This is a genomic window from Methylobacterium sp. ME121 (genome assembly GCF_000974725.1).
In the GTDB taxonomy this organism is placed as follows: Bacteria; Pseudomonadota; Alphaproteobacteria; order Rhizobiales; family Beijerinckiaceae; genus Methylobacterium; species Methylobacterium radiotolerans.
The window spans coordinates 79,343-96,435 of sequence record NZ_BBUX01000008.1; the positions used below are offsets into that span (position 1 = coordinate 79,343).

A 17,093-nucleotide genomic window follows, 5' to 3' on the forward strand; every position below is an offset into this window, starting at 1 on the left:
CGCGCCCGGACCGCCCGCCGTCGCGGCGGCGTCTGCCGCCGCGGCGATGTCCGAGACGTCGCGGGCATTCGTGAGGTTGCCGGCATCCACGAACAGAGCGGTGCCGCGCGGCCGCGACGGCCGGGCGCCGCGGCCCGGCCCCGTGGAGCTTCGCGCGTCACATCGGTCGCCCGGCGACCGACGCTCCGTCCGGGCGGCTAGTGCTGGTGCTGGTGCTGGCCGCCCGGCGCGCCCGCGCCGATCGGCGCCACCGTGAAGGTCACCGGCACGGCGCCGGCCCGCTGGAACGTGAGCGTCCCCGCCACGGTCTCGCCCGCCTTCGGCGCGCCGGTCAGGTCCTCGAACATGAGGTGATAGCCGCCCGGCTTCAGCTCCACGGTCTCGCCCGGCTTGATGGTCAGGCCGTTCGTGACCGGCGCCATCTTCATGACGCCGCCCTCCATCGACATGGAGTGGATGTCGCTGCTCTTGGCGAACGGCACCGTCGCGCCCGTGAGCGTGTCGGGCGCGCGCCCCCTGTTGGTGATGCGCACGTACCCGCCGGCGACCTTGGCGCCGTTCGGCGTGGCGCGCAGCCACGGCGTCTCGATCGTCAGGTCCCCGGCCTTCACGGTCGTCGCGGCCGCGGCCGTCCCCGCGGGCGGCGCGCCGCCCGCCTGGGCGACCTGGACGATCCGGAAGGACGGCGCGGCCGCCTTCAGGTCTTGGGCGTCCTGACCGGCCTTGGGGATCTCCGACCAGGCGTAGCTGCCCTCCGCGCAATCCTGCTGGACCGGGACGTAGACGGTCGCGCCGGGCTCGAACGTGCCGGCGACCTGCGCCAGGAAGGTGAACTCGTCGACCTGATCGTCCGGCAGGGAGCCGCCGCTCCACGTGATCGCCGTCACGCCCTCCGAGACCGTGCCGTGATGGCTCGCGTAGGTCTTCGCATACGGGCCGCGCGCCGTCGTCAGCGTCCAGCCGGGCTTCGGCATCGGCTTGGCGCCGATCAGGCCTTCCGGGATGGTGACGCTCACGCGGGTCGTCGGCTTGCCGTTGCAGCCGTGCATGATCTGGACGACGCCGCGATACGAGGTGCCGGGAGCGGCCTGCTTGCGTTCCAGCACCGCGTGGGCCTGCGCCGCGGAGGCGAGCAGCCCGAGGCCGAGGGCGGCCGAGACAAGGGTCTTCATGGGAATACATCCGTCCTGAGGGATCCGAGAGGTGGTGATCGCTCAGGCGGTCGGCGGCCCCCTCGGGGCCGCGATGGTGCCCGGCGGCGCGCGGGCGCCGACGCTCCGGGCAAGGGTCCAGGCCGGGTGGCGGTTCGCGGCCACTGCCCACCGGACGCCGACGGCGGCCGGCCGCGGCGGAAGCGCCGGGCCGGTGGCCTGGGCGGCCGTGCAGCACTCGCCGTGGTCGCGGGGGACGGGCGCGCCCGGCAGGGCGGGCGCGTCGGAATGCTGCGCGCAGAGGCCGTCGGTCGTCGTCGGCGATGGCATCAGGCCGCCGAGGAAGGCCTGGAGCAGCAGGGCGTAGAGCGCCAGCACGGCGATGGCGGCCCGCAGGGCCGGCCCGACACCGCGATCCGAAAGGGCCTCGCCCGAATCCATGCTGCTCCCGCGCGCCGTCCGAGCCTGACCGCTATGGCATCCCTGCCACACCGGCGCGACGATGGCTGTTGCCAGGGTGCCGCACGGGGACGCGGCGTGCGCTGGCGCACGGCGACGCCACATTCCGGCCCCTTCGATAGGGAGTCTTAACGCCATCCCGACACCGTGGCGCCCGAGACAATCCGCTCCCGTCACGACCTGACGAACCCCGGACCAGAGCCAGCGACCGATGCGCAAGAAGGCACAAAACCGGTTCACCACGATCCTGAGCGTCGCCGCCCTCGGCGCGCTCGGCATGGGCGCCGCCGAAGCCCGCGACCAGGGCAACTACGCCCAGGCCGAATGGGCGCAGGACTACGCCTCGCCCGCCGGCATGCAGGTGCAGCGCGAGACGGTGCCGATCCTCTCGCCCCAGACCGTGGCATCCACCGAGCAGATGGTGGAGCGCTACAAGGATATCGTCGCCCGCGGCGGCTGGCGGCAGGTCTCCGGCGCCGACCACCTGCGGATCGGCTCGCGCGGCCCGGCCGTGGCGGCCATCCGCCAGCGCCTGATCGTCACCGGCGACCTCGACCCGGCCGCCGGCAGCTCGGGCGTCTACGATTCCTACGTCGCCGCGGGCGTGAAGCGGTTCCAGGCCCGGCACGGCCTCAGCCAGACCGGCGCCATGACGATGGCCACCCAGCAGGCCATGAACGTGCCGGCCGATGTCCGCCTGCGCCAGCTCGAGATCAACGTCGTGCGCCTGCGCTCCTACTCGGGCGATCTCGGCCGGCGCTTCGTGATCACCAACATCCCGGCCGCGCTCGTCGAGACGGTCGAGAACGGTCAGGTCGTCACGCTCCACGCCGCCGGCGTGGGCAAGATCGACCGCCAGTCGCCGATCATGAACACCAAGGCGACGCAGATCAATTTCAACCCGACCTGGACGGTCCCGGCTTCGATCGTGAAGAAGGACCTGATCCCGAAGATGCAGAAGGATCCGAACTACCTCACGGACAACAAGATCCGGATCCTGTCGAACGGCTCCGAGATCTCGCCGAAGTCCGTGAACTGGTTCTCGGACGAGGGTACCCGCTACACCTACCGGCAGGATTCGGGCGCCGACTTCAACTCGATGGGCATCGTCCGCATCAACATCCCGAACCCCTACGGCGTGTTCATGCACGACACGAACACCAAGGGCGTGTTCGGCGACGATTTCCGCTTCATCTCCTCGGGCTGCGTGCGCGTGCAGAACGTGCGCGAGTACATCACGTGGCTGTTGAAGGACACGCCCGGCTGGGACCGCCAGAAGGTCGAGGAGGCGATCGAGAGCGGCAAGCGCATCGACGCCAACATCGCCCAGCCCGTGCCGGTCTACTGGACCTACATCACCGCCTGGTCGACCCCGGACGGCATCGTCCAGTTCCGCGACGACATCTACAAGCGCGACGGCGTGAACGTGCCCTCGACGATCGGCGCGCCGACCCCGGTCGCCAGCGCCGAGCCGATGCCGCAGACCTTCGAGCCCGGCGACGAGGAGTAGTCGGATCCGCGGGCGCCGGCCGCCCCCGGCGACGCCCGTCCGTCGAACCCGATCCGAGGCCCGCACCTCTGCCGAGGCGCGGGCCTCGCGCGTTCGGGGCCGCCTCTGTCATCCGGAGGTCAAACGCGTCTGATTGGCCGCGGGGGCCGAGTCCCGGAGCCGGTCGCCGGCCGACCGCCCGCGAGGCGCCGCGAAGCCGTGCAGGAGCCGTCCATGTCGCGCGACACCCAACCCGGAGGCCTGACCCGCCGGAGCACCGTGGCGGGAGCCGCCGCCCTGGGCCTCGTGGCCGGCCGGGCCGGCGCGCAGGACGCCGCGGAGGCCACCGGGATCGTCTCCGCGCGCGACGCGGCCGGCGGGGAGCCGGTCCCGCTGCCGGGCGTGCTGGTGTCCAACGGTCGCGAGATCGCGCGGACCGACGAGCGGGGCCGCTACCGCCTGCCGATGCCGGGCGACGGCGCGGTCTTCGTCATCAAGCCGCCGGGCTACGCCCTGCCGCGCGACGCCGACAACGTGCCGCGCCACTCCTACATCCACCAGCCCGGGGGCACGCCCGCCGCGCTCGGCCTGCGCTATCGCGGGCTCGCGCCCACCGGGCCGCTCCCGGCCTCGATCGACTTCACCCTGACCCGCGCGGACGAGCCGGACGACTTCGACGTCGTGCTGTTCACCGATCCCCAGCCCGAGAGCCGGTTCGAGCTGGACCACGTGCGGGACACCGCGGTCGCCCGCGCCATGGCGATCCCGGCGGCCTTCGGCCTGACCACCGGCGACGTGCTGTTCGACGATCTCTCGCTCTACGGCCGGTCCAACCGGATCGTCGGGCGGATCGGCCTGCCCTGGTACAACCTGCCGGGCAACCACGACCTCAACATGCAGGCGCCGGATGCGCGCTACAGCCGCGAGACCTGGAAGCGGGTGTTCGGCGCGCCGACCTACGCGTTCCGTCACGGCCGGGCGTGGTTCGTGATGCTCGACAACGTCGAGTGGCTCGGGCCGCCGGTGCCGGTGGGCGCCAACACCTACCGGGGCCGGATCGGCGAGCGCGGTCTGGCCTTCCTGCGCAACCTCCTGGCCGAGATCCCGCGGGACGACCTGATCGTGCTGGCCATGCACATCCCGCTGCACACCGACACGGCGCCGGACGATCCCCGCACCACCACCGCCGACCGCGCCGCGCTCCTCGAGCTGCTCGCAGGCCGCAAGGTCCTGAGCCTCGCCGGCCACACCCACACGACCGAGCACCACTACCTCGCCGACGGGCACCATCACCACGTGCTGACGGCCGTCTCGGGCTCGTGGTGGAGCGGCCCCGACACCCGGACCGGCATCCCCTCAGCCGACAGCCGCGACGGCACGCCGAACGGGTTCCACGTCCTGTCGATCCGCGGCACCGCCTACACGTCGCGCTACGTCGCCGCGCAGGGTCAGCCGGACGAGACCATGCGGATCCTGTTCGAGAGCGAGCTGCGGGCCGGCGCGCCCGAGGTGGTGCGCTGGACCCGGCCCGTGCAGGGGCTGCGGCCGCCGGTGCCGCAGGACGCGCTCGCCGACACCACCCTGGTGGTCAACGTGTTCGACGGCGGCCCGCGCACGCAGCTCGCGTTCCGGGTCGGGGACGCGCCGCCCCGGCCGATGGCGCGCACCCGCCGCCTCGACCCGTTCGTCACCGAACTCTACGAGCGCTACCCCGAGACCAAGAAGAGCTGGGTGAAGGCGATGCCCTCGACCCATATCTGGACGGCGCGGCTTCCGGACGACCTCGCCCCGGGCGCCCACCGGGTCACCGTGGAGGGCGCGGACGAGTACGGCCGTCCGATCCGCGGCTGCGCGGTGCTGGAGGTCACCGGCGAGCGCGGCCGCGGCTGAGGCCGGGCGCCGCGAGCGGCGGCGCCCGCCCGGGTCACGCCGCCAGCTGGCGGGCGCCGTGGCCGCCCTCCTGGATCTCCTCGACGATCTTCGCGCAGAAGGCGTCGAGGTCGCCCGGGTTGCGGCTCGTGACGATGCCGTGATCGGTCACGACGTCCTTGTCGTGCCAGCGGCCGCCGGCATTGATCACGTCAGTCCGGATCGAGCTGAACGAGGTCAGGTCGCGGCCCTTGGCCGCGCCGGTCTCGATGAGCAGCCAGGGGGCGTGGCAGATCGCGGCCACGACCTTGCCGGACGTCAGGAAGCTCTTGATCACGGCGAGTGCCTGCGGCTCGAGCCGGAGCTTGTCCGGGTTGATCTGGCCGCCCGGAAGGACGAGGGCATCGTAGGACGCCGGGTCGACCTGCTCCAGGTCGGCATCGACGGTGACCTCCTGGCCCCAGTCGGTCTTGTCCCAGCCGCGGATCGTGCCCTTGCTCTGGCGCGACTGCGGGGCGGCGACGGTCACGGTGGCGCCGGCCTGGGCCAGCTTCGCCTGCGGCACGGTCAGCTCGCTCTCCTCGAAACCGTCGGTGGCGAGGATCAGGATCTTGGCTTGGCGGATGTCGGGCATGGCGGGTCTCCGGTTCGGGGATCAGCCGGGCTAACGGAGGGTCGTCCCGCCCGTTCCCGCGGCCCTCGGCCGCCCGACCGCTCCGGGAGCGGAAGCCGGTCCGGCGATCGGAACCCCCGCGAGGGCGGCCCGTTGGTCCGCATCCCAACCATCAGGAGTCGCGTCATGGCCAATCCCGGCCTTCCCGAGCCCACGCCCGGCGACCTGCCGCCGCCCCCGCCGACGCCCGAAGAGGAGCCCGATATCGGCCCGACCGGCCCGCGCACGCCCTACCCGGTCAACGACCCGGGCATCGGAGAACCCGGTGGTCCGGGCTCAGAGCCGGACATCTTCCCCGGCACGCCGACGGACCCCGGCACGCGCATGTGACTGTGTCCGCGCAACGGACGGCGGCGCGCCCGGCCGTCAGTGGCCGCCGTGCGAGGTCCGCACGTCGCGCGGAGCGTTGAGGATCTCGGAGAGGCTCGTCACGACGTGGCGGGCCTCTTCGTCCGTGAGGCGGAGCTGGAACGGCGGAAGAGCGCCGGCCTGCAGGGCGACCACCGCCTGGCCCTCGTCGTCGGTGCCGATCTCGATGGCGGACGACGTCACGTCGAGCATGGCGACCTCCTCGTCGCCCATCTCGTCGGCCATGTCGGGCTCGTCCGTATCGTCGATCGCCGTGAGGAGTTGCCCGACGGCGCGCACCAGCGCCCGGGCGGCGCGGGCATCCATCACCACCGCCGTCGCCTGATCGTCCTTCTGGAAGGAGAGCTGGATGTTCGCACCGTCCAGCGAGACCGAGATGCCTGCCATGTATCGTCCAGAGCCACGCGCCTTAACTGCTTGAGCGCATTCCGTATATGCATCGTGAATGCCCGGAATCACAGGGGGCGGCGCCGCACGGTCGCCTCCCGATCCCGGCCTGCGGCGCAGATGATACGCCGTCCATGCCTTGTTGCGGCCGCAGCCTGCGCCTAAATACGTCCTCGGGGGGCTCATCCACCGAGGCTGACGCTGTTTAAGGTTCAGCGACTCGCGCCCCGCCGCACTGGCCAAATCCAGAAAGACCGTGGTGCATCACGCGGCCCTCGCGCCGCGCGGATGGCCTATGGACGAACGAGGTACACTACGTGAATACCGGCACTGTGAAGTGGTTCAATGAGACCAAGGGCTACGGTTTCATCCAGCCCGACGATGGCGGCAAGGACGTGTTCGTCCACATCTCGGCCGTCGAGCGCGCCGGGATGCGCAACCTGATCGAAGGCCAGCGGATCGCTTACGAGATCCTCACGGACAAGCGCAGCGGCAAGGACGCCGCCGGCAACCTGCAGGCGGCCTGACCGTCGCGGGTTCTGAAGCGCCTCCCGCGGCTCTCGGTGCGCCAGCGCGCGCAACCGAAGGTCGTGGGGACGCATGAAGCGGCCGCCTGACGCGGTTCCCCCTTCCGACGCTGCCTTCCCGGGCGAGACTGCCCGGATTCCGGTCGCGTCGGAGGCAATATCCCAGAAACGACGCCGGACGCAGCCAACGTCCGGTCCAGAGAAGAAAAGACATTGATGTTATTCGAGTACACACGGCGCCGCGGCGTCCGTTCCCCCGTCACCGATGCCCCGACCTTCCGGGTGGGCAAGCTGGCGCGGGCCAAGACCGCGGATCAGACCGGGGCCGATCTCAGCGACCTGATCGACCGGTCCTACAACTACCACTCCCCGCGTGAGCTGCACTGGCATCTCGCCGAGCGTCTCGGGCTCGCGCCCGCCGCGGTGAGGATCCGCGAGACCGCGGCGGCCTGAGCCGTCCGCGGCTCCTTCCTCAGGAGTCGTCCGAGGCCTCGGCCTCAGCGCTCCCAGGCGGCGAGGACCGGGTCGCGCAGACCCACCGGCGCGGCGAGCAGCTCGCCGTGCACTGGGTCGGCGCGATTGTACGGGGTCGCCGCGCCGGAGAAATCGCAGACCACGCCGCCCGCCTCGCGGAGAACCAGGTCGGCGGCGGCCAAGTCCCAGTCGCGGGCATTGCCGGAGATCATCCCGATATCGACCGTGCCGTCCGCCACGCGGGCGAGCCGCAGGGCGAGGGACGGGATCCGCGCGACCACCTCGAAGTCCGGGTCTTCTCCGGCGCCCCGGGCCAGACGGTCGAGCATCGGCTTCGGGCCGGTGATGCGGGCGCCCGGCAGGCTCTGCCTGGGATCGACGCGGATCGGTTCGCCGTTCCGCGTCGCGCCGCGCCCGCGCACGGCCTCGTAATCCGCGTCGCCCACCGGCGCGTGGACGAAGCCGATCAGCGGCTCGCCGCGCGACAGGAGCGCCACCGCTATCGACCAGTCCGGATGGCCCGACAGGAAGGCCCGCGTCCCGTCGATCGGATCGACGATCCAGACGAGGTCGTGGCCGAGGCGGGCCGGGTCGTCGGCAGTCTCCTCCGACAGCCACGCCGCCCGCGGCACGAGGGCGCTCAGGCGCACCTTCAGGAAGGCGTCGACCGCGACGTCCGCCTCGGTGACCGGCGAGCCGCCGGACTTCGACCAGATCCGGGCCGAGGTCTGACCGCCGAGCCTGAAGAAGGGCCGGGCGATGTCGGCGGCCTCGCGCATCACGGCGCGCAGTTCCGGCATCAGGGCGGATACGGCATCGTCGGTGAGAGGCTCGGGCATCGCGCTCCGCGTGGAATCCGTGCGGCCCGCGAGGGCCTCGCCGTCCCGCCCGTCCGGCGACGCGGACGTCCGGGCCCGCCTGGGCTCACCCGCTCGGGCTGTGAAGACCCGGCGCGGAGGATCGCGCGCCCGGTCACCCCGTTGTACGGCGCCTCCCGCAGCGCCACAAGGATGCTGGTTGATCGATCGATAACGACCGATCTGCGCAAGGAAATGTTGAGCATTCAAGGAAGCATTGAGCATTCCGCAAATGACAGCGCTGTCCAGATTCGCTTAACGACGGCTCTTAAGCGGTGCGGAGGAGTTCGGGTGCGATTTTGCTTGGCATAACGGACGGCCCGACAGCGGCCGCCACTTGCTCCAGGGACTCGGACCGATGAACACTTCCCCGGCCACGGACAAAAGCCACGCAGGACACCCGATGCACGGTGCCGACACCGCGCCCCGCTTCGTCGCTTCGCCGCTTCCGGTCGTCGGCCGCGTCTCCGGGGCGCGCCGGGCCGCCGGGATCGCGCTCGCCTACGCCGCCGAGGACGCGGAGATCGTGGGTGCCGACCGGTTCAGCCTGATCCTGGTCGATGCCGAAGGGGACGTGCTGCAGCGCCTCGGCAGCTTCGAGGAGGACGACGTCGTCGCCGTGTGGCGCGACATCGCGGCGCGGGCGGGACTCGTGCGGATGATCGTCCGCGAGGACGGCCTCCTCGTCCCGGTCTCCCAGCAGATCGGCCGGCTGATTCTCGGTCAGGTCCGCATCCGCCGCCGCCATGCCGGCCTCGGCCGCCGGCGCCCGCGCTTCCTGGCCCGCCGCAAGACCGGCCGGCTGCCGGCGCGCCCGCAGATCTTCCGCGGCGAGAACGAGATCATCGCCCGCACCTGAGGGCGCCGCCCGCGCCTAGGCCAGGTTGCGCAGCAGCGCGTCGGCGGTGAGGCCGACGAACAGGATCAGGCCCGCATCCCGGTTCGACCGGAACAGCGTCAGAGCCCCGCGCCCGTCGCGCTCGCGCAGCGACAGGACCTGCCAGGCGAGATGCCCGGCGAAGGCGGCGATCCCCAGATACCCGACGGGCCCCGCTCCGGCCCCGCGCGCCGCCAGCACTACGAACAGCGCCGCCAGCGCGTAGCACAGCCCGACGGCGAGCCGCACGTGCCGGCCGAACAGGCGGGCCGAGGAGCGGATCCCCGCGATCTCGTCGTCCTCGATATCCTGCACCGCGTAGATCGTGTCGTAGCCGATCACCCAGCACAGGGCGCCCGCGTAGAGCAGGAGCGCCGGCGGGTCGAGGCGGGCGAACACCGCGGCCCAGCCCATCAGCGCGCCCCAGGCGAAGGCCAGGCCCAAGATGGCCTGCGGCATCGGCATGACCCGTTTCATGAACGGGTAGATCGCCACCGGCAGCAGCGAGCACAGGCCGATGACCACCGCCTCCGCATTGAACTGCAGCAGGACGGCGAGCCCGATCAGGGCCTGGATCACCAGGAACAGGGCCGCGTGGCGCGGCCGCACCTGCCCGGAGGGCAGGGGGCGCAGGCGCGTGCGCTCGACCTGCGCGTCGAGGTCGCGGTCGGCGATGTCGTTGTAGGTCGAGCCCGCCCCGCGCATCGCGACCGCGCCGATCAGGAACAGGAGGCAGTGCCAGGGATCGGGAAAGGCCTGGTCCGCGGCGATCGCCGCCAGGGCGGCCGACCACCAGCAGGGGAGGAGGAGGAGCCACCAGCCGATCGGCCTGTCGATCCGGGCCAGGCGCAGATACGGGCGCCAGGGTCGGGGCGCCCGCCGGTCGACCCAGTGCCCGGAGACGGCATCGGCCGGCCGCCCGTCGTCAAACACCGTGCCGTTCATCGGTCGGATCTCCGGTCGTCCCGCACGTGAAATCCCCGCCGCTGCAGAGGGGGACCCGCGCCGGATCCGTGATCCTCTCAGACGATCTCAGAGAGCGCCCTGCGGCAGCTTGAAGCTTCCGGTCAAGCCCGGACCGCCGAGCAGCCCGCCGCCGCCGCCGCCGGCCTGGGCCTGAGCCTGGGCGCGGGCCTGCGCCTCCATCTTGGTCGCCTGGGCGGCGACGCTGCAGATCTTGGTGCGGATGCCGCTGACCTTCATGTGGTCGGCCTTGAAGCCCTCGGCGAAGGAATCGGGGATCGAGCACCATTCCTTGTTGGCGGCGATCCACTTGATGCCCTCGGCGCCGTTGGCCTGGAGCTTCCCGAACAGGGCGCAGGCCTCCTGCGGGGTCATCTTCTTCTTGGACTGCGACGCCGCGTTGGCGCGGCCGACCAGGGCCTTGCGCTCGGCCAGGGTCTTCTGGATGGCGCCGCATTCCGGCGCCGCGCTCTGCGCGAACGCGCCGGTGCCGAACAGGACGGTGCCGACCAGCACCGCCGCCCCCAGCTTCAGACTCCCCTTCGCCATTCCGCGACTCCCTCGACGCCCCTGCCGACTCCGCGAGCGGCCGGCTCTCTTCCGTTCCCTTGGGTTCGCCATAGGATTGTGGCGTCAATCGAGCGGCAAACCGGCTGCGCCATGAGCCGGTGGACTGGCTGCGGAAAACCGGGGCTCGTAACCATTCGGCAACACTTTCGGGAACGCATCCCGCGTTGACAGGCCCGCCGACCCGCGCGACCACGCCGCCATGCCGGCCTACGACTTCACCGCTCCGCGCCTCCACGTCGCGGCCGATCTCGCCGCGGGGGTGATTCTGCCCCTCGACCGAGCCCAGGCCAACTACCTGCTCAACGTGCTGCGCCGCGGGCCGGACGATCCGGTCCTGGTGTTCAACGGCCGCCACGGCGAGTGGCGCGCGCACCTGGTCCAGACCGGGCGCAAGGGCGCCGACCTCCACGTCGCCGCGCAGACGCGCCCGCAGACCGAGCGCGCCGACCTGCACTACCTGTTCGCCCCGCTGAAGAGCGCGCGGCTCGACTACCTCGCGCAGAAGGCGGTGGAGATGGGGGCCGGGACGATCCGTCCGGTCATCACCCGGTTCACGCAGGGCGACCGCGTCAACATCGACCGGCTGCGAGCCAACGCCGTCGAGGCCGCCGAGCAGTGCGGGATCCTGGCGATTCCCGAATGTCCCGAGCCCGAGCGCCTCCCGGCCGCGCTCGCGGGCCTCGCGCCCGGGCGGCTCCTCGTGTTCTGCGACGAGGACGCGCCCGTGCGCGACCCCGTCGCGGCCCTGCGGGCGGCCGGCGACCCGCTGGCGCCGCCCCCGCTCGCCGTGCTGGTCGGCCCCGAGGGCGGCTTCTCGGAGGAGGAGCGGGCGCTGATCCGGGCTCGGCCGAACACCGTGGCGCTCTCCCTCGGGCCGCGCATCCTGCGGGCCGACACCGCCGCCGTCGCCGTGCTGACCCTGGTGCAGGCGGTGCTCGGCGACGCGCGCTGACGGCGGGCCGATCCTTCCATGTGTGCCCGCGCACATGGTAGGATCGCGCCGGGCGATTGTTTCGCTGGATCGGACGTGAAGCGGCGCGCCGGTGGAGACCGCCGCGTTGTGGGTTCACGGCGGCTCGATTATGTCCCGGATCGGACGCCGCCTGCGCCGCGTGCTCATCGGGGTCGGGGGCGGGTGTCCGCCCGGATCCCGCTCGCGAGAGCGGGTTCGTACCGGGTGGATCCGCCGGAGCAGTCCGGCGCGCCCGTTCCCAGGCACAGGTCAGACGCACGGGCAGGCAGCGCATGGCGCGCGACAGCAACGACACCACGCCGCTCACCACGCGCGCCGAACTGATCGAATGGTTCGCGGCGGGCGAGAAGCCGCGCGCGCGCTTCGCGATCGGCACCGAGCACGAGAAGATCCCGTTCTACCGCGAGACCCGGACGCCGGTTCCCTACGAGGGCGACCGCGGCATCCGGGCGCTCCTGGAGGGGCTCGCCCGCGAGACCGGCTGGGAGCCGATCCTCGATCTCGGCAACATCATCGGCCTGTCGGCGGAGGCGGGCGGCGCGATCTCGATCGAGCCCGGCGGCCAGTTCGAGCTGTCCGGCGCGGCGCTCCCCGACGTGCACGCCACGGCGGCGGAGCTCGCCACGCACCTCGCCGCCACGAAGCGGGTCGCCGATCCCCTCGGCATCGGCTTCCTGACGCTGGGCATGAGCCCGCGATGGCGGCGCGACGAGACCCCGGTCATGCCCAAGAGCCGCTACCGGATCATGGCCGGCTACATGCCCAAGGTCGGGTCCCTCGGCCTCGACATGATGCTGCGCACCGCCACCGTGCAGGTGAATCTCGATTTCGCCTCCGAGGCCGACATGGTGCGCAAGATGCGCGCGTCCCTGGCGCTGCAGCCGGTCGCGACCGCGCTCTTCGCCAACTCGCCCTTCACCGACGGCCGGCCGAACGGCTTCCTGTCGCGCCGGTCCGAGATCTGGCGCGACACGGATGCCAACCGCACCGGAATGCTGCCCTTCGCCTTCGACGCGGGCTTCGGTTACGAGGCCTATGTCGACTGGCTGCTCGACATGCCGATGTACTTCGTCAAGCGGGGCGACACCTACCACGACGTGTCGGGCGCCTCGTTCCGCGACCTGATGGCCGGCAAGCTCCCGCAACTGCCCGGCGAGTTCGCCACGGTCTCGGACTGGGCCAACCACGCCTCCACGGCCTTCCCGGAGGTGCGGCTCAAGCGCTTCCTCGAGATGCGCGGCGCCGATGTCGGCGATCCCGGCATGATCGCCGCCCAGGCGGCCTTCTGGGCGGGGCTCCTCTACGACGAGTCGGCCCTGGACGCGGCCCTCGACCTCGTGAAGGGGTGGAGCCCCGCCAACCGCGAGGCCGCGCGGGCCACGGCGCCGCGCCTGGGGCTCGCGACCCCGGTGGCCAACACCACGCTCGGGGCCGTCGCCGCCGAGGCCCTGGCGATCGCCCGGGCGGGCCTCCGGGCGCGGGGCCGCCGCGACGCCGAGGGTCGGGACGAGGTGATCTACCTGCAGCCGCTCGAGGCCATCGTCGCGGCCGGGCGCACCCGGGCCGAGGATCTCCTCGCCGACTACGAGGGACGCTGGGGCGCCTGCGTGCGTCCGGCCTTCACCGAGTGCGTCTTCTAGCGACCGCCTGAGCGGCGCTCGTGGCCCGCGCGAATCGGCCTTGGAACGTGCTAATGGAATGTTCCGAAAGGGCGCCGCGCTCGGGGAGAGGACGCATCATGACCCGCATCATCGCCGCCATCCTCGCCGGGCTGGCATCCGTGCCGGCGAGCTCCGGTACGGGGCAGGCCGCCGACCTGGCGCCGTTCCAGGGCTCAGGTCCGGCGCCGACACCGGGTCGCTGGCACACCGGAGCCGGTGGCCGCGTCACCGGCACCGTGGCCGCGCGGGGGCGGCCGGAGTACAGCTATTACGGCGAGTACGGCTATCCCGCGCCGTTCGGCTACGGCTACGCCTACGCGCCCGTCCCGAGCCGCGGCTTCGAGTACGGCTACAACGGCCCCCGCTACGTCTGGACGGCGCCGGACAGCTATTCCGGACCCGCCTTCGGCTATCACGTGTGGTGAGGGCGCCGCTGGCGCCGGGGCGCGGCGGTGCCTATGACGCGCCGGGGCCGGCATCCGCGCCGGTTCGGGAGCTTCCGGTGTGCGGGACGAGGATCCGGACTGCGTCGACCTCGACCTGAGCGGCCTGAAATGTCCGCTTCCGGTTCTGCGCACCCGCAAGGCGCTGCGCGGCCTCGCTGCCGGCCAGACGCTGGTGGTGACCTGCACCGACCCGCTGGCCGCCCTCGACATCCCGAACCTCGTGCGCGAGGAGGGCGCCCGCCTCGACGCCGCCGAGCGGCTCGGAGGGCCGCCCGCGGTGCGCCTGCGCTTCCGCATCACCGTGTCCGCAAGGCCGCCGCATTCCTGAACGATCCGTCGGGCTTCCAGGAGCGAGGTGAGATCGGAATGGCACCGCGGATCGGGGGCGTGCGCCTCGTACATGACGGTTGGGCGCGCTACCTCGTCGCCGAGGTGATGCAGGAGGACGGAAGCCGCATCACGCGGGAGATGGAGGATCACGGCCGGGCGGTCGCGGTGCTCCCCTACGATCCGGACCGTCGGGTCGCCACGCTCGTCTCGCAGTTCCGGGCGCCGGTCCTCTACTCGGGCGGGCCGCCGAGCCACATCGAGGTGCCGGCCGGGCTCCTCGACGAGGGCGCGTCCGAGGACGAGGCGCGGCGCGAGGCGATGGAGGAGACGGGCCTGCGCCTGAGCGCCCTCGACTTCGTCGCCAGCGCCTGGTCGATGCCGGGGATCTCCACGGAGCGCATGGATCTGTTCCTCGCCGCCTACGGCGAGGCCGACCGGACCGGCACCGGCGGCGGTCTCGCCGCGGAGGGCGAGGCCGTCGCCGTCCACGAGATCCCGCTGCCGGAACTGGCCGCCATGGGCCGCCGCGGGGCGATCACCGACATGAAGTCGCTGACGCTGCTCTTCGCGCTGCAATTGCGGCGGCCGGACCTGTTCGCGGAGCGGCGCTGAGGTCAGCCGGGGCGCCGCCGGAGCTGGTCCCGCGCGGCGAGGCCGATGAAGCGCCAGGATTTGATGAAGTAGCGCCGGAACAGCCTGCGCGGCGCCTGAAGGAACCGGTAGATCCACTCGAGGCCGAGGCGCTGCATCAGCCGCGGCGCGCGCGGCAGGAAACCGGCGGCGACGTTGAGGGCGTCGCCGACGCAGAAGACCACCGGCTCGCCGAGCGTCTGCCCGTGACGATCCACCCAGATCTCGGATTTGGGCGCCCCGACCCCCATCACCAGCAGCGTCGTCCCGTGGGCGCGGATCCGCTCGGCCAGGGCGCGGCTGTAGGCCGCGTCGTGCTCGAAGCCGAAGGGCGGCACGGCGCTCGCCACGGCGCCGGCCGGAAGCCCCGCCGCCTGCAGCCGGGTCGCCAGCGCGTCCGCCGCATCCTGGCGGGCCGAGACGAAGAAGACCCGCTGCGCGAAGGCCGGCGGATCGGCCAGGACGCAGCCCAGAAGATCGTGGCCGGTGATCCGGTGCACGGGCCGGCCGCACGCCTTCCGGGCCAGCCAGACCAGCGGCATCCCGTCGAGGGTCCTGGCCGCGGCGCGGGCGTAGGCCTCGCGGAACGGCGCGTTCTCGCTGAGCTGGACGATGTGATCGACGTTCGCCGTGACGATCATGCGCGGCCGGCCGTCTCGCCGGGCCGCGACGGCGGCCACGAGGGCCGCGGCCGGACCGGTGTGAAACCGGTGCCCGAAGAGTTCGACGGTCGCGCCTGTCTGCGGCGACCCGGACGCCGCGGAGGCCGGGGCGCTCACCGTGTGTGCCTCTCTGAGGACCGGATCCATAGCGCCCAGGTAGAGGCTGATCTCACCGCTGTCACGCATCGGCGGCCCGGAAGCTCGCGGCCGGCCGGGTAGCGGCGCGCAGGCTGCGGCGCCGGTCGCTGTCGGCGCCCAGCAGCAGGGCGATGCCGCCGCCGAGCAGCAGGCCGAGGACCAGCGCCACCGGCAGGACGATCTTGGGCGAGGGCGGGAAGGTCCGCTGGCGCGCCGGCACCGCGGCCGAGATGATCCGGACGTTGGTGGTGTTGAGCCGCTCCTGCTCGCTCGCCTCGCGGGCGCGCTTCAGGTAGGCCTCGTAGATGCCGCGGCGGGCGTCGAGGGTCCGCTCCAGCTCGCGCAGGCCGACATAGGCCCGGTCGCTGGACGCGGTCTCGTTCTTCACCCGGTCGAGATTGGCCCGGATCGCCGCCTCGCTCGCGGCGGCGCGGTCGTAATCCTTCTGGGTCGTCTCGATGATCCGCTCCTTCTCGCGCTGGATCAGGCGCTGGAGGTCGCGCTGCTGGGCGTACTGCTCGGCCATGGCCGGGTGGCGCTCGCCGAGGCGGGTGGCGAGCTCCGCGGTGTTGCGGGACAGCGTCGCGTATTGCTGCCGCAGGGCCTGCATCTCCAGGCTCTGCAGCATCTCCGGCAGGGCGGTGCTGGGATCCGACGAGCGCATCCGGCGCGCCTGCTCGAGGCGCGACTTGGCCTCGGCGGTCTTGATCGAGGCGGTGACGAGCTGCTGGTTCAGGTCACCGAGCTGCTGGTCGGTGAGCAGGCGGCCGCTGGCGGCCACGAGCTTGTGGTCCTCGCGGTAGCGCACCACGGCGCTCTCGGCCTGCTCGACGTCGCGCTTGAGGCTGTTGAGCCGCCCCGCCAGGGCGTCGGAGGCGCGCCGCGCGGTCTCGGTCCGGGCCGCGGCCTCCTCGGCGAAGTAGGCGTCGCCGACGGCGTTGGCGATGCGGGCGGCCTTCTCGGGATCGCGGGACTGCACCGAGACGTCGATCACGAAGGTCCGCTCGGCCCGCCGGACGGTGAGGCGGTTCTGCAGCGTGTCGAGGGCGGTGATGACCGGGTCGCGGCTCGCCGGCGGGGGCAGCATGCCCAGCGCGCCCTTGATCCAGGTCAGCGTCGGGTTGTTGCCGTCCGGCAGGACGAACTCGTCGTCCTGGTCGAGGTGGAGCTTGGCGATCACCCGGCGCAGGACGCTGTCCGACTGGATCACCCGCACCTGGCTCTCGGCGATCGACACGCCGCTATCGGCCTGGGGCTGGCGCGCGTTCACGTCGTTCTCGACGACGCGCAGGTCGCTCGGATCGACCAGGACCTGGATGCTCGACGTGTAGCGCGGCGGGATCAGGCCGAGGAGCGCCACCGCCACCGCGACCATGAACAGGCCGCCCAGCACGATGAAGCCGCTGCCGCGCCACAGGCGCCGCAGGATCACGCGGCTATCGGTCGGCGGCGCGACCTGCGGCAGCACCATCCGGACGGGCTGCTCGCCGCTCATCCGTGTCGAGAAGTCGAACATACGCCCCGCTCCCTGACCTGCCTCGGCGGAGACCGCCGCCCGTCACCAGCCTCTTCGCCCGTTCCCTTTCTG

The 17,093-nt window shown here is 72.3% G+C and carries 20 protein-coding genes; 11 read left to right on the forward strand and 9 right to left on the reverse strand.

From position 1 onward, the window contains the following. Nucleotides 1–197: 197 nt before the first annotated feature. Entirely contained in the window at nt 198–1,172 is a 975-nt protein-coding gene (locus ME121_RS08420) for a copper chaperone PCu(A)C domain-containing protein (protein ID WP_059408667.1), read from the reverse strand. A 42-nt stretch (nt 1,173–1,214) separates the two neighbouring features. After that, nucleotides 1,215–1,592 (reverse strand): hypothetical protein, encoded by a 378-nt coding sequence (locus tag ME121_RS08425; RefSeq protein WP_012322263.1) that lies wholly within the window; start codon nt 1,590–1,592, stop codon nt 1,215–1,217. 229 nt (nt 1,593–1,821) lie between these two features. Between ME121_RS08425 and ME121_RS08430 the strand changes: the two genes are divergently transcribed. Both ME121_RS08430 and ME121_RS08435 read left to right on the forward strand, forming a co-directional pair. Then, nucleotides 1,822–3,120 (forward strand): L,D-transpeptidase family protein, encoded by a 1,299-nt coding sequence (locus tag ME121_RS08430; RefSeq protein WP_053621198.1) that lies wholly within the window; start codon nt 1,822–1,824, stop codon nt 3,118–3,120. Nucleotides 3,121–3,333: 213 nt separating this feature from the next. Next, entirely contained in the window at nt 3,334–4,989 is a 1,656-nt protein-coding gene (locus tag ME121_RS08435; RefSeq protein WP_059408668.1) for a calcineurin-like phosphoesterase C-terminal domain-containing protein, read from the forward strand. Nucleotides 4,990–5,023: 34 nt separating this feature from the next. Here the strand turns inward: ME121_RS08435 and ME121_RS08440 are convergent, their stop codons facing one another. Then, nucleotides 5,024–5,602 carry a type 1 glutamine amidotransferase domain-containing protein gene (locus tag ME121_RS08440; protein ID WP_059408669.1) on the reverse strand — a complete coding sequence of 193 codons (579 nt, stop codon included), beginning with the start codon at nt 5,600–5,602 and terminating at the stop codon, nt 5,024–5,026. Nucleotides 5,603–5,767: 165 nt separating this feature from the next. Between ME121_RS08440 and ME121_RS08445 the strand changes: the two genes are divergently transcribed. After that, nucleotides 5,768–5,971 carry a hypothetical protein gene (locus ME121_RS08445; RefSeq protein WP_012322267.1) on the forward strand — a complete coding sequence of 68 codons (204 nt, stop codon included), beginning with the start codon at nt 5,768–5,770 and terminating at the stop codon, nt 5,969–5,971. A gap of 36 nt (nt 5,972–6,007) precedes the next feature. Here the strand turns inward: ME121_RS08445 and ME121_RS08450 are convergent, their stop codons facing one another. Further along, a complete protein-coding gene (locus ME121_RS08450) occupies nt 6,008–6,397 on the reverse strand; it encodes a hypothetical protein (protein WP_012322268.1) in 390 nt (129 codons plus the stop codon). A gap of 317 nt (nt 6,398–6,714) precedes the next feature. On the opposite strand from ME121_RS08450, the gene ME121_RS08455 reads away from it, so the two are divergent. Next, entirely contained in the window at nt 6,715–6,924 is a 210-nt protein-coding gene (locus ME121_RS08455) for a cold-shock protein (RefSeq protein WP_012322269.1), read from the forward strand. 216 nt (nt 6,925–7,140) lie between these two features. Further along, nucleotides 7,141–7,377 (forward strand): hypothetical protein, encoded by a 237-nt coding sequence (locus tag ME121_RS08460; RefSeq protein ID WP_024828118.1) that lies wholly within the window; start codon nt 7,141–7,143, stop codon nt 7,375–7,377. 44 nt (nt 7,378–7,421) lie between these two features. Here ME121_RS08460 and ME121_RS08465 read toward each other — a convergent pair whose 3' ends face one another. Continuing rightward, a complete protein-coding gene (locus ME121_RS08465) occupies nt 7,422–8,237 on the reverse strand; it encodes an inositol monophosphatase family protein (protein ID WP_012322271.1) in 816 nt (271 codons plus the stop codon). Nucleotides 8,238–8,658: 421 nt separating this feature from the next. Here ME121_RS08465 and ME121_RS08470 point away from each other — a divergent pair, with 421 nt between their 5' ends. Beyond that, nucleotides 8,659–9,114 carry a DUF6101 family protein gene (locus ME121_RS08470; protein ID WP_012322272.1) on the forward strand — a complete coding sequence of 152 codons (456 nt, stop codon included), beginning with the start codon at nt 8,659–8,661 and terminating at the stop codon, nt 9,112–9,114. A gap of 15 nt (nt 9,115–9,129) precedes the next feature. Here ME121_RS08470 and ubiA read toward each other — a convergent pair whose 3' ends face one another. Both ubiA and ME121_RS08480 read right to left on the reverse strand, forming a co-directional pair. After that, nucleotides 9,130–10,077: a 4-hydroxybenzoate octaprenyltransferase gene (ubiA, locus tag ME121_RS08475; RefSeq protein ID WP_012322273.1), complete on the reverse strand. Its 948-nt coding sequence runs from the start codon at nt 10,075–10,077 to the stop codon at nt 9,130–9,132. 87 nt (nt 10,078–10,164) lie between these two features. Then, complete coding sequence (locus ME121_RS08480) at nt 10,165–10,644, reverse strand: hypothetical protein (protein WP_012322274.1); 480 nt, start codon at nt 10,642–10,644, stop codon at nt 10,165–10,167. Nucleotides 10,645–10,864: 220 nt separating this feature from the next. Between ME121_RS08480 and ME121_RS08485 the strand changes: the two genes are divergently transcribed. The 5 genes from ME121_RS08485 (at nt 10,865) to ME121_RS08505 (ending at nt 14,687) form a co-directional block, all read left to right on the forward strand. After that, nucleotides 10,865–11,617: a 16S rRNA (uracil(1498)-N(3))-methyltransferase gene (locus ME121_RS08485; protein ID WP_024828116.1), complete on the forward strand. Its 753-nt coding sequence runs from the start codon at nt 10,865–10,867 to the stop codon at nt 11,615–11,617. Nucleotides 11,618–11,910: 293 nt separating this feature from the next. Next, complete coding sequence (locus ME121_RS08490; protein ID WP_059408670.1) at nt 11,911–13,278, forward strand: glutamate--cysteine ligase; 1,368 nt, start codon at nt 11,911–11,913, stop codon at nt 13,276–13,278. Between the two features lie 98 nt (nt 13,279–13,376). Then, nucleotides 13,377–13,724, forward strand: a complete 348-nt coding sequence (locus tag ME121_RS08495) for a hypothetical protein (protein ID WP_012322277.1) — start codon at nt 13,377–13,379, stop codon at nt 13,722–13,724. Between the two features lie 79 nt (nt 13,725–13,803). Next, nucleotides 13,804–14,073, forward strand: coding sequence for a sulfurtransferase TusA family protein (locus ME121_RS08500; protein WP_012322278.1), 270 nt, complete (start codon nt 13,804–13,806; stop codon nt 14,071–14,073). A gap of 38 nt (nt 14,074–14,111) precedes the next feature. Further along, entirely contained in the window at nt 14,112–14,687 is a 576-nt protein-coding gene (locus ME121_RS08505) for an NUDIX domain-containing protein (RefSeq protein ID WP_012322279.1), read from the forward strand. 2 nt (nt 14,688–14,689) lie between these two features. Here ME121_RS08505 and ME121_RS08510 read toward each other — a convergent pair whose 3' ends face one another. Further along, nucleotides 14,690–15,553: a WecB/TagA/CpsF family glycosyltransferase gene (locus ME121_RS08510; protein ID WP_012322280.1), complete on the reverse strand. Its 864-nt coding sequence runs from the start codon at nt 15,551–15,553 to the stop codon at nt 14,690–14,692. Then, nucleotides 15,546–17,021, reverse strand: coding sequence for a GumC family protein (locus tag ME121_RS08515; protein ID WP_012322281.1), 1,476 nt, complete (start codon nt 17,019–17,021; stop codon nt 15,546–15,548). Before ME121_RS08515 ends, ME121_RS08510 begins: the two co-directional genes overlap by 8 nt. Nucleotides 17,022–17,093: the final 72 nt, after the last annotated feature.

Bases quoted from the DNA above. Each gene is read 5' to 3' on its own strand.
- ME121_RS08505 (WP_012322279.1), top strand. From the start codon at position 14,112: ATGGCACCGCGGATCGGGGGCGTGCGCCTCGTACATGACGGTTGGGCG.
- ME121_RS08425 (WP_012322263.1), bottom strand. From the start codon at position 1,592: ATGGATTCGGGCGAGGCCCTTTCGGATCGCGGTGTCGGGCCGGCCCTG.
- ME121_RS08420 (WP_059408667.1), bottom strand. From the start codon at position 1,172: ATGAAGACCCTTGTCTCGGCCGCCCTCGGCCTCGGGCTGCTCGCCTCC.
- ME121_RS08485 (WP_024828116.1), top strand. From the start codon at position 10,865: ATGCCGGCCTACGACTTCACCGCTCCGCGCCTCCACGTCGCGGCCGAT.
- ME121_RS08435 (WP_059408668.1), top strand. From the start codon at position 3,334: ATGTCGCGCGACACCCAACCCGGAGGCCTGACCCGCCGGAGCACCGTG.
- ME121_RS08445 (WP_012322267.1), top strand. From the start codon at position 5,768: ATGGCCAATCCCGGCCTTCCCGAGCCCACGCCCGGCGACCTGCCGCCG.
- ubiA (WP_012322273.1), bottom strand. From the start codon at position 10,077: ATGAACGGCACGGTGTTTGACGACGGGCGGCCGGCCGATGCCGTCTCC.
- ME121_RS08460 (WP_024828118.1), top strand. From the start codon at position 7,141: ATGTTATTCGAGTACACACGGCGCCGCGGCGTCCGTTCCCCCGTCACC.
- ME121_RS08465 (WP_012322271.1), bottom strand. From the start codon at position 8,237: ATGCCCGAGCCTCTCACCGACGATGCCGTATCCGCCCTGATGCCGGAA.
- ME121_RS08490 (WP_059408670.1), top strand. From the start codon at position 11,911: ATGGCGCGCGACAGCAACGACACCACGCCGCTCACCACGCGCGCCGAA.
- ME121_RS08450 (WP_012322268.1), bottom strand. From the start codon at position 6,397: ATGGCAGGCATCTCGGTCTCGCTGGACGGTGCGAACATCCAGCTCTCC.
- ME121_RS08470 (WP_012322272.1), top strand. From the start codon at position 8,659: ATGCACGGTGCCGACACCGCGCCCCGCTTCGTCGCTTCGCCGCTTCCG.
- ME121_RS08430 (WP_053621198.1), top strand. From the start codon at position 1,822: ATGCGCAAGAAGGCACAAAACCGGTTCACCACGATCCTGAGCGTCGCC.
- ME121_RS08510 (WP_012322280.1), bottom strand. From the start codon at position 15,553: ATGCGTGACAGCGGTGAGATCAGCCTCTACCTGGGCGCTATGGATCCG.
- ME121_RS08515 (WP_012322281.1), bottom strand. From the start codon at position 17,021: ATGTTCGACTTCTCGACACGGATGAGCGGCGAGCAGCCCGTCCGGATG.
- ME121_RS08495 (WP_012322277.1), top strand. From the start codon at position 13,377: ATGACCCGCATCATCGCCGCCATCCTCGCCGGGCTGGCATCCGTGCCG.
- ME121_RS08480 (WP_012322274.1), bottom strand. From the start codon at position 10,644: ATGGCGAAGGGGAGTCTGAAGCTGGGGGCGGCGGTGCTGGTCGGCACC.
- ME121_RS08440 (WP_059408669.1), bottom strand. From the start codon at position 5,602: ATGCCCGACATCCGCCAAGCCAAGATCCTGATCCTCGCCACCGACGGT.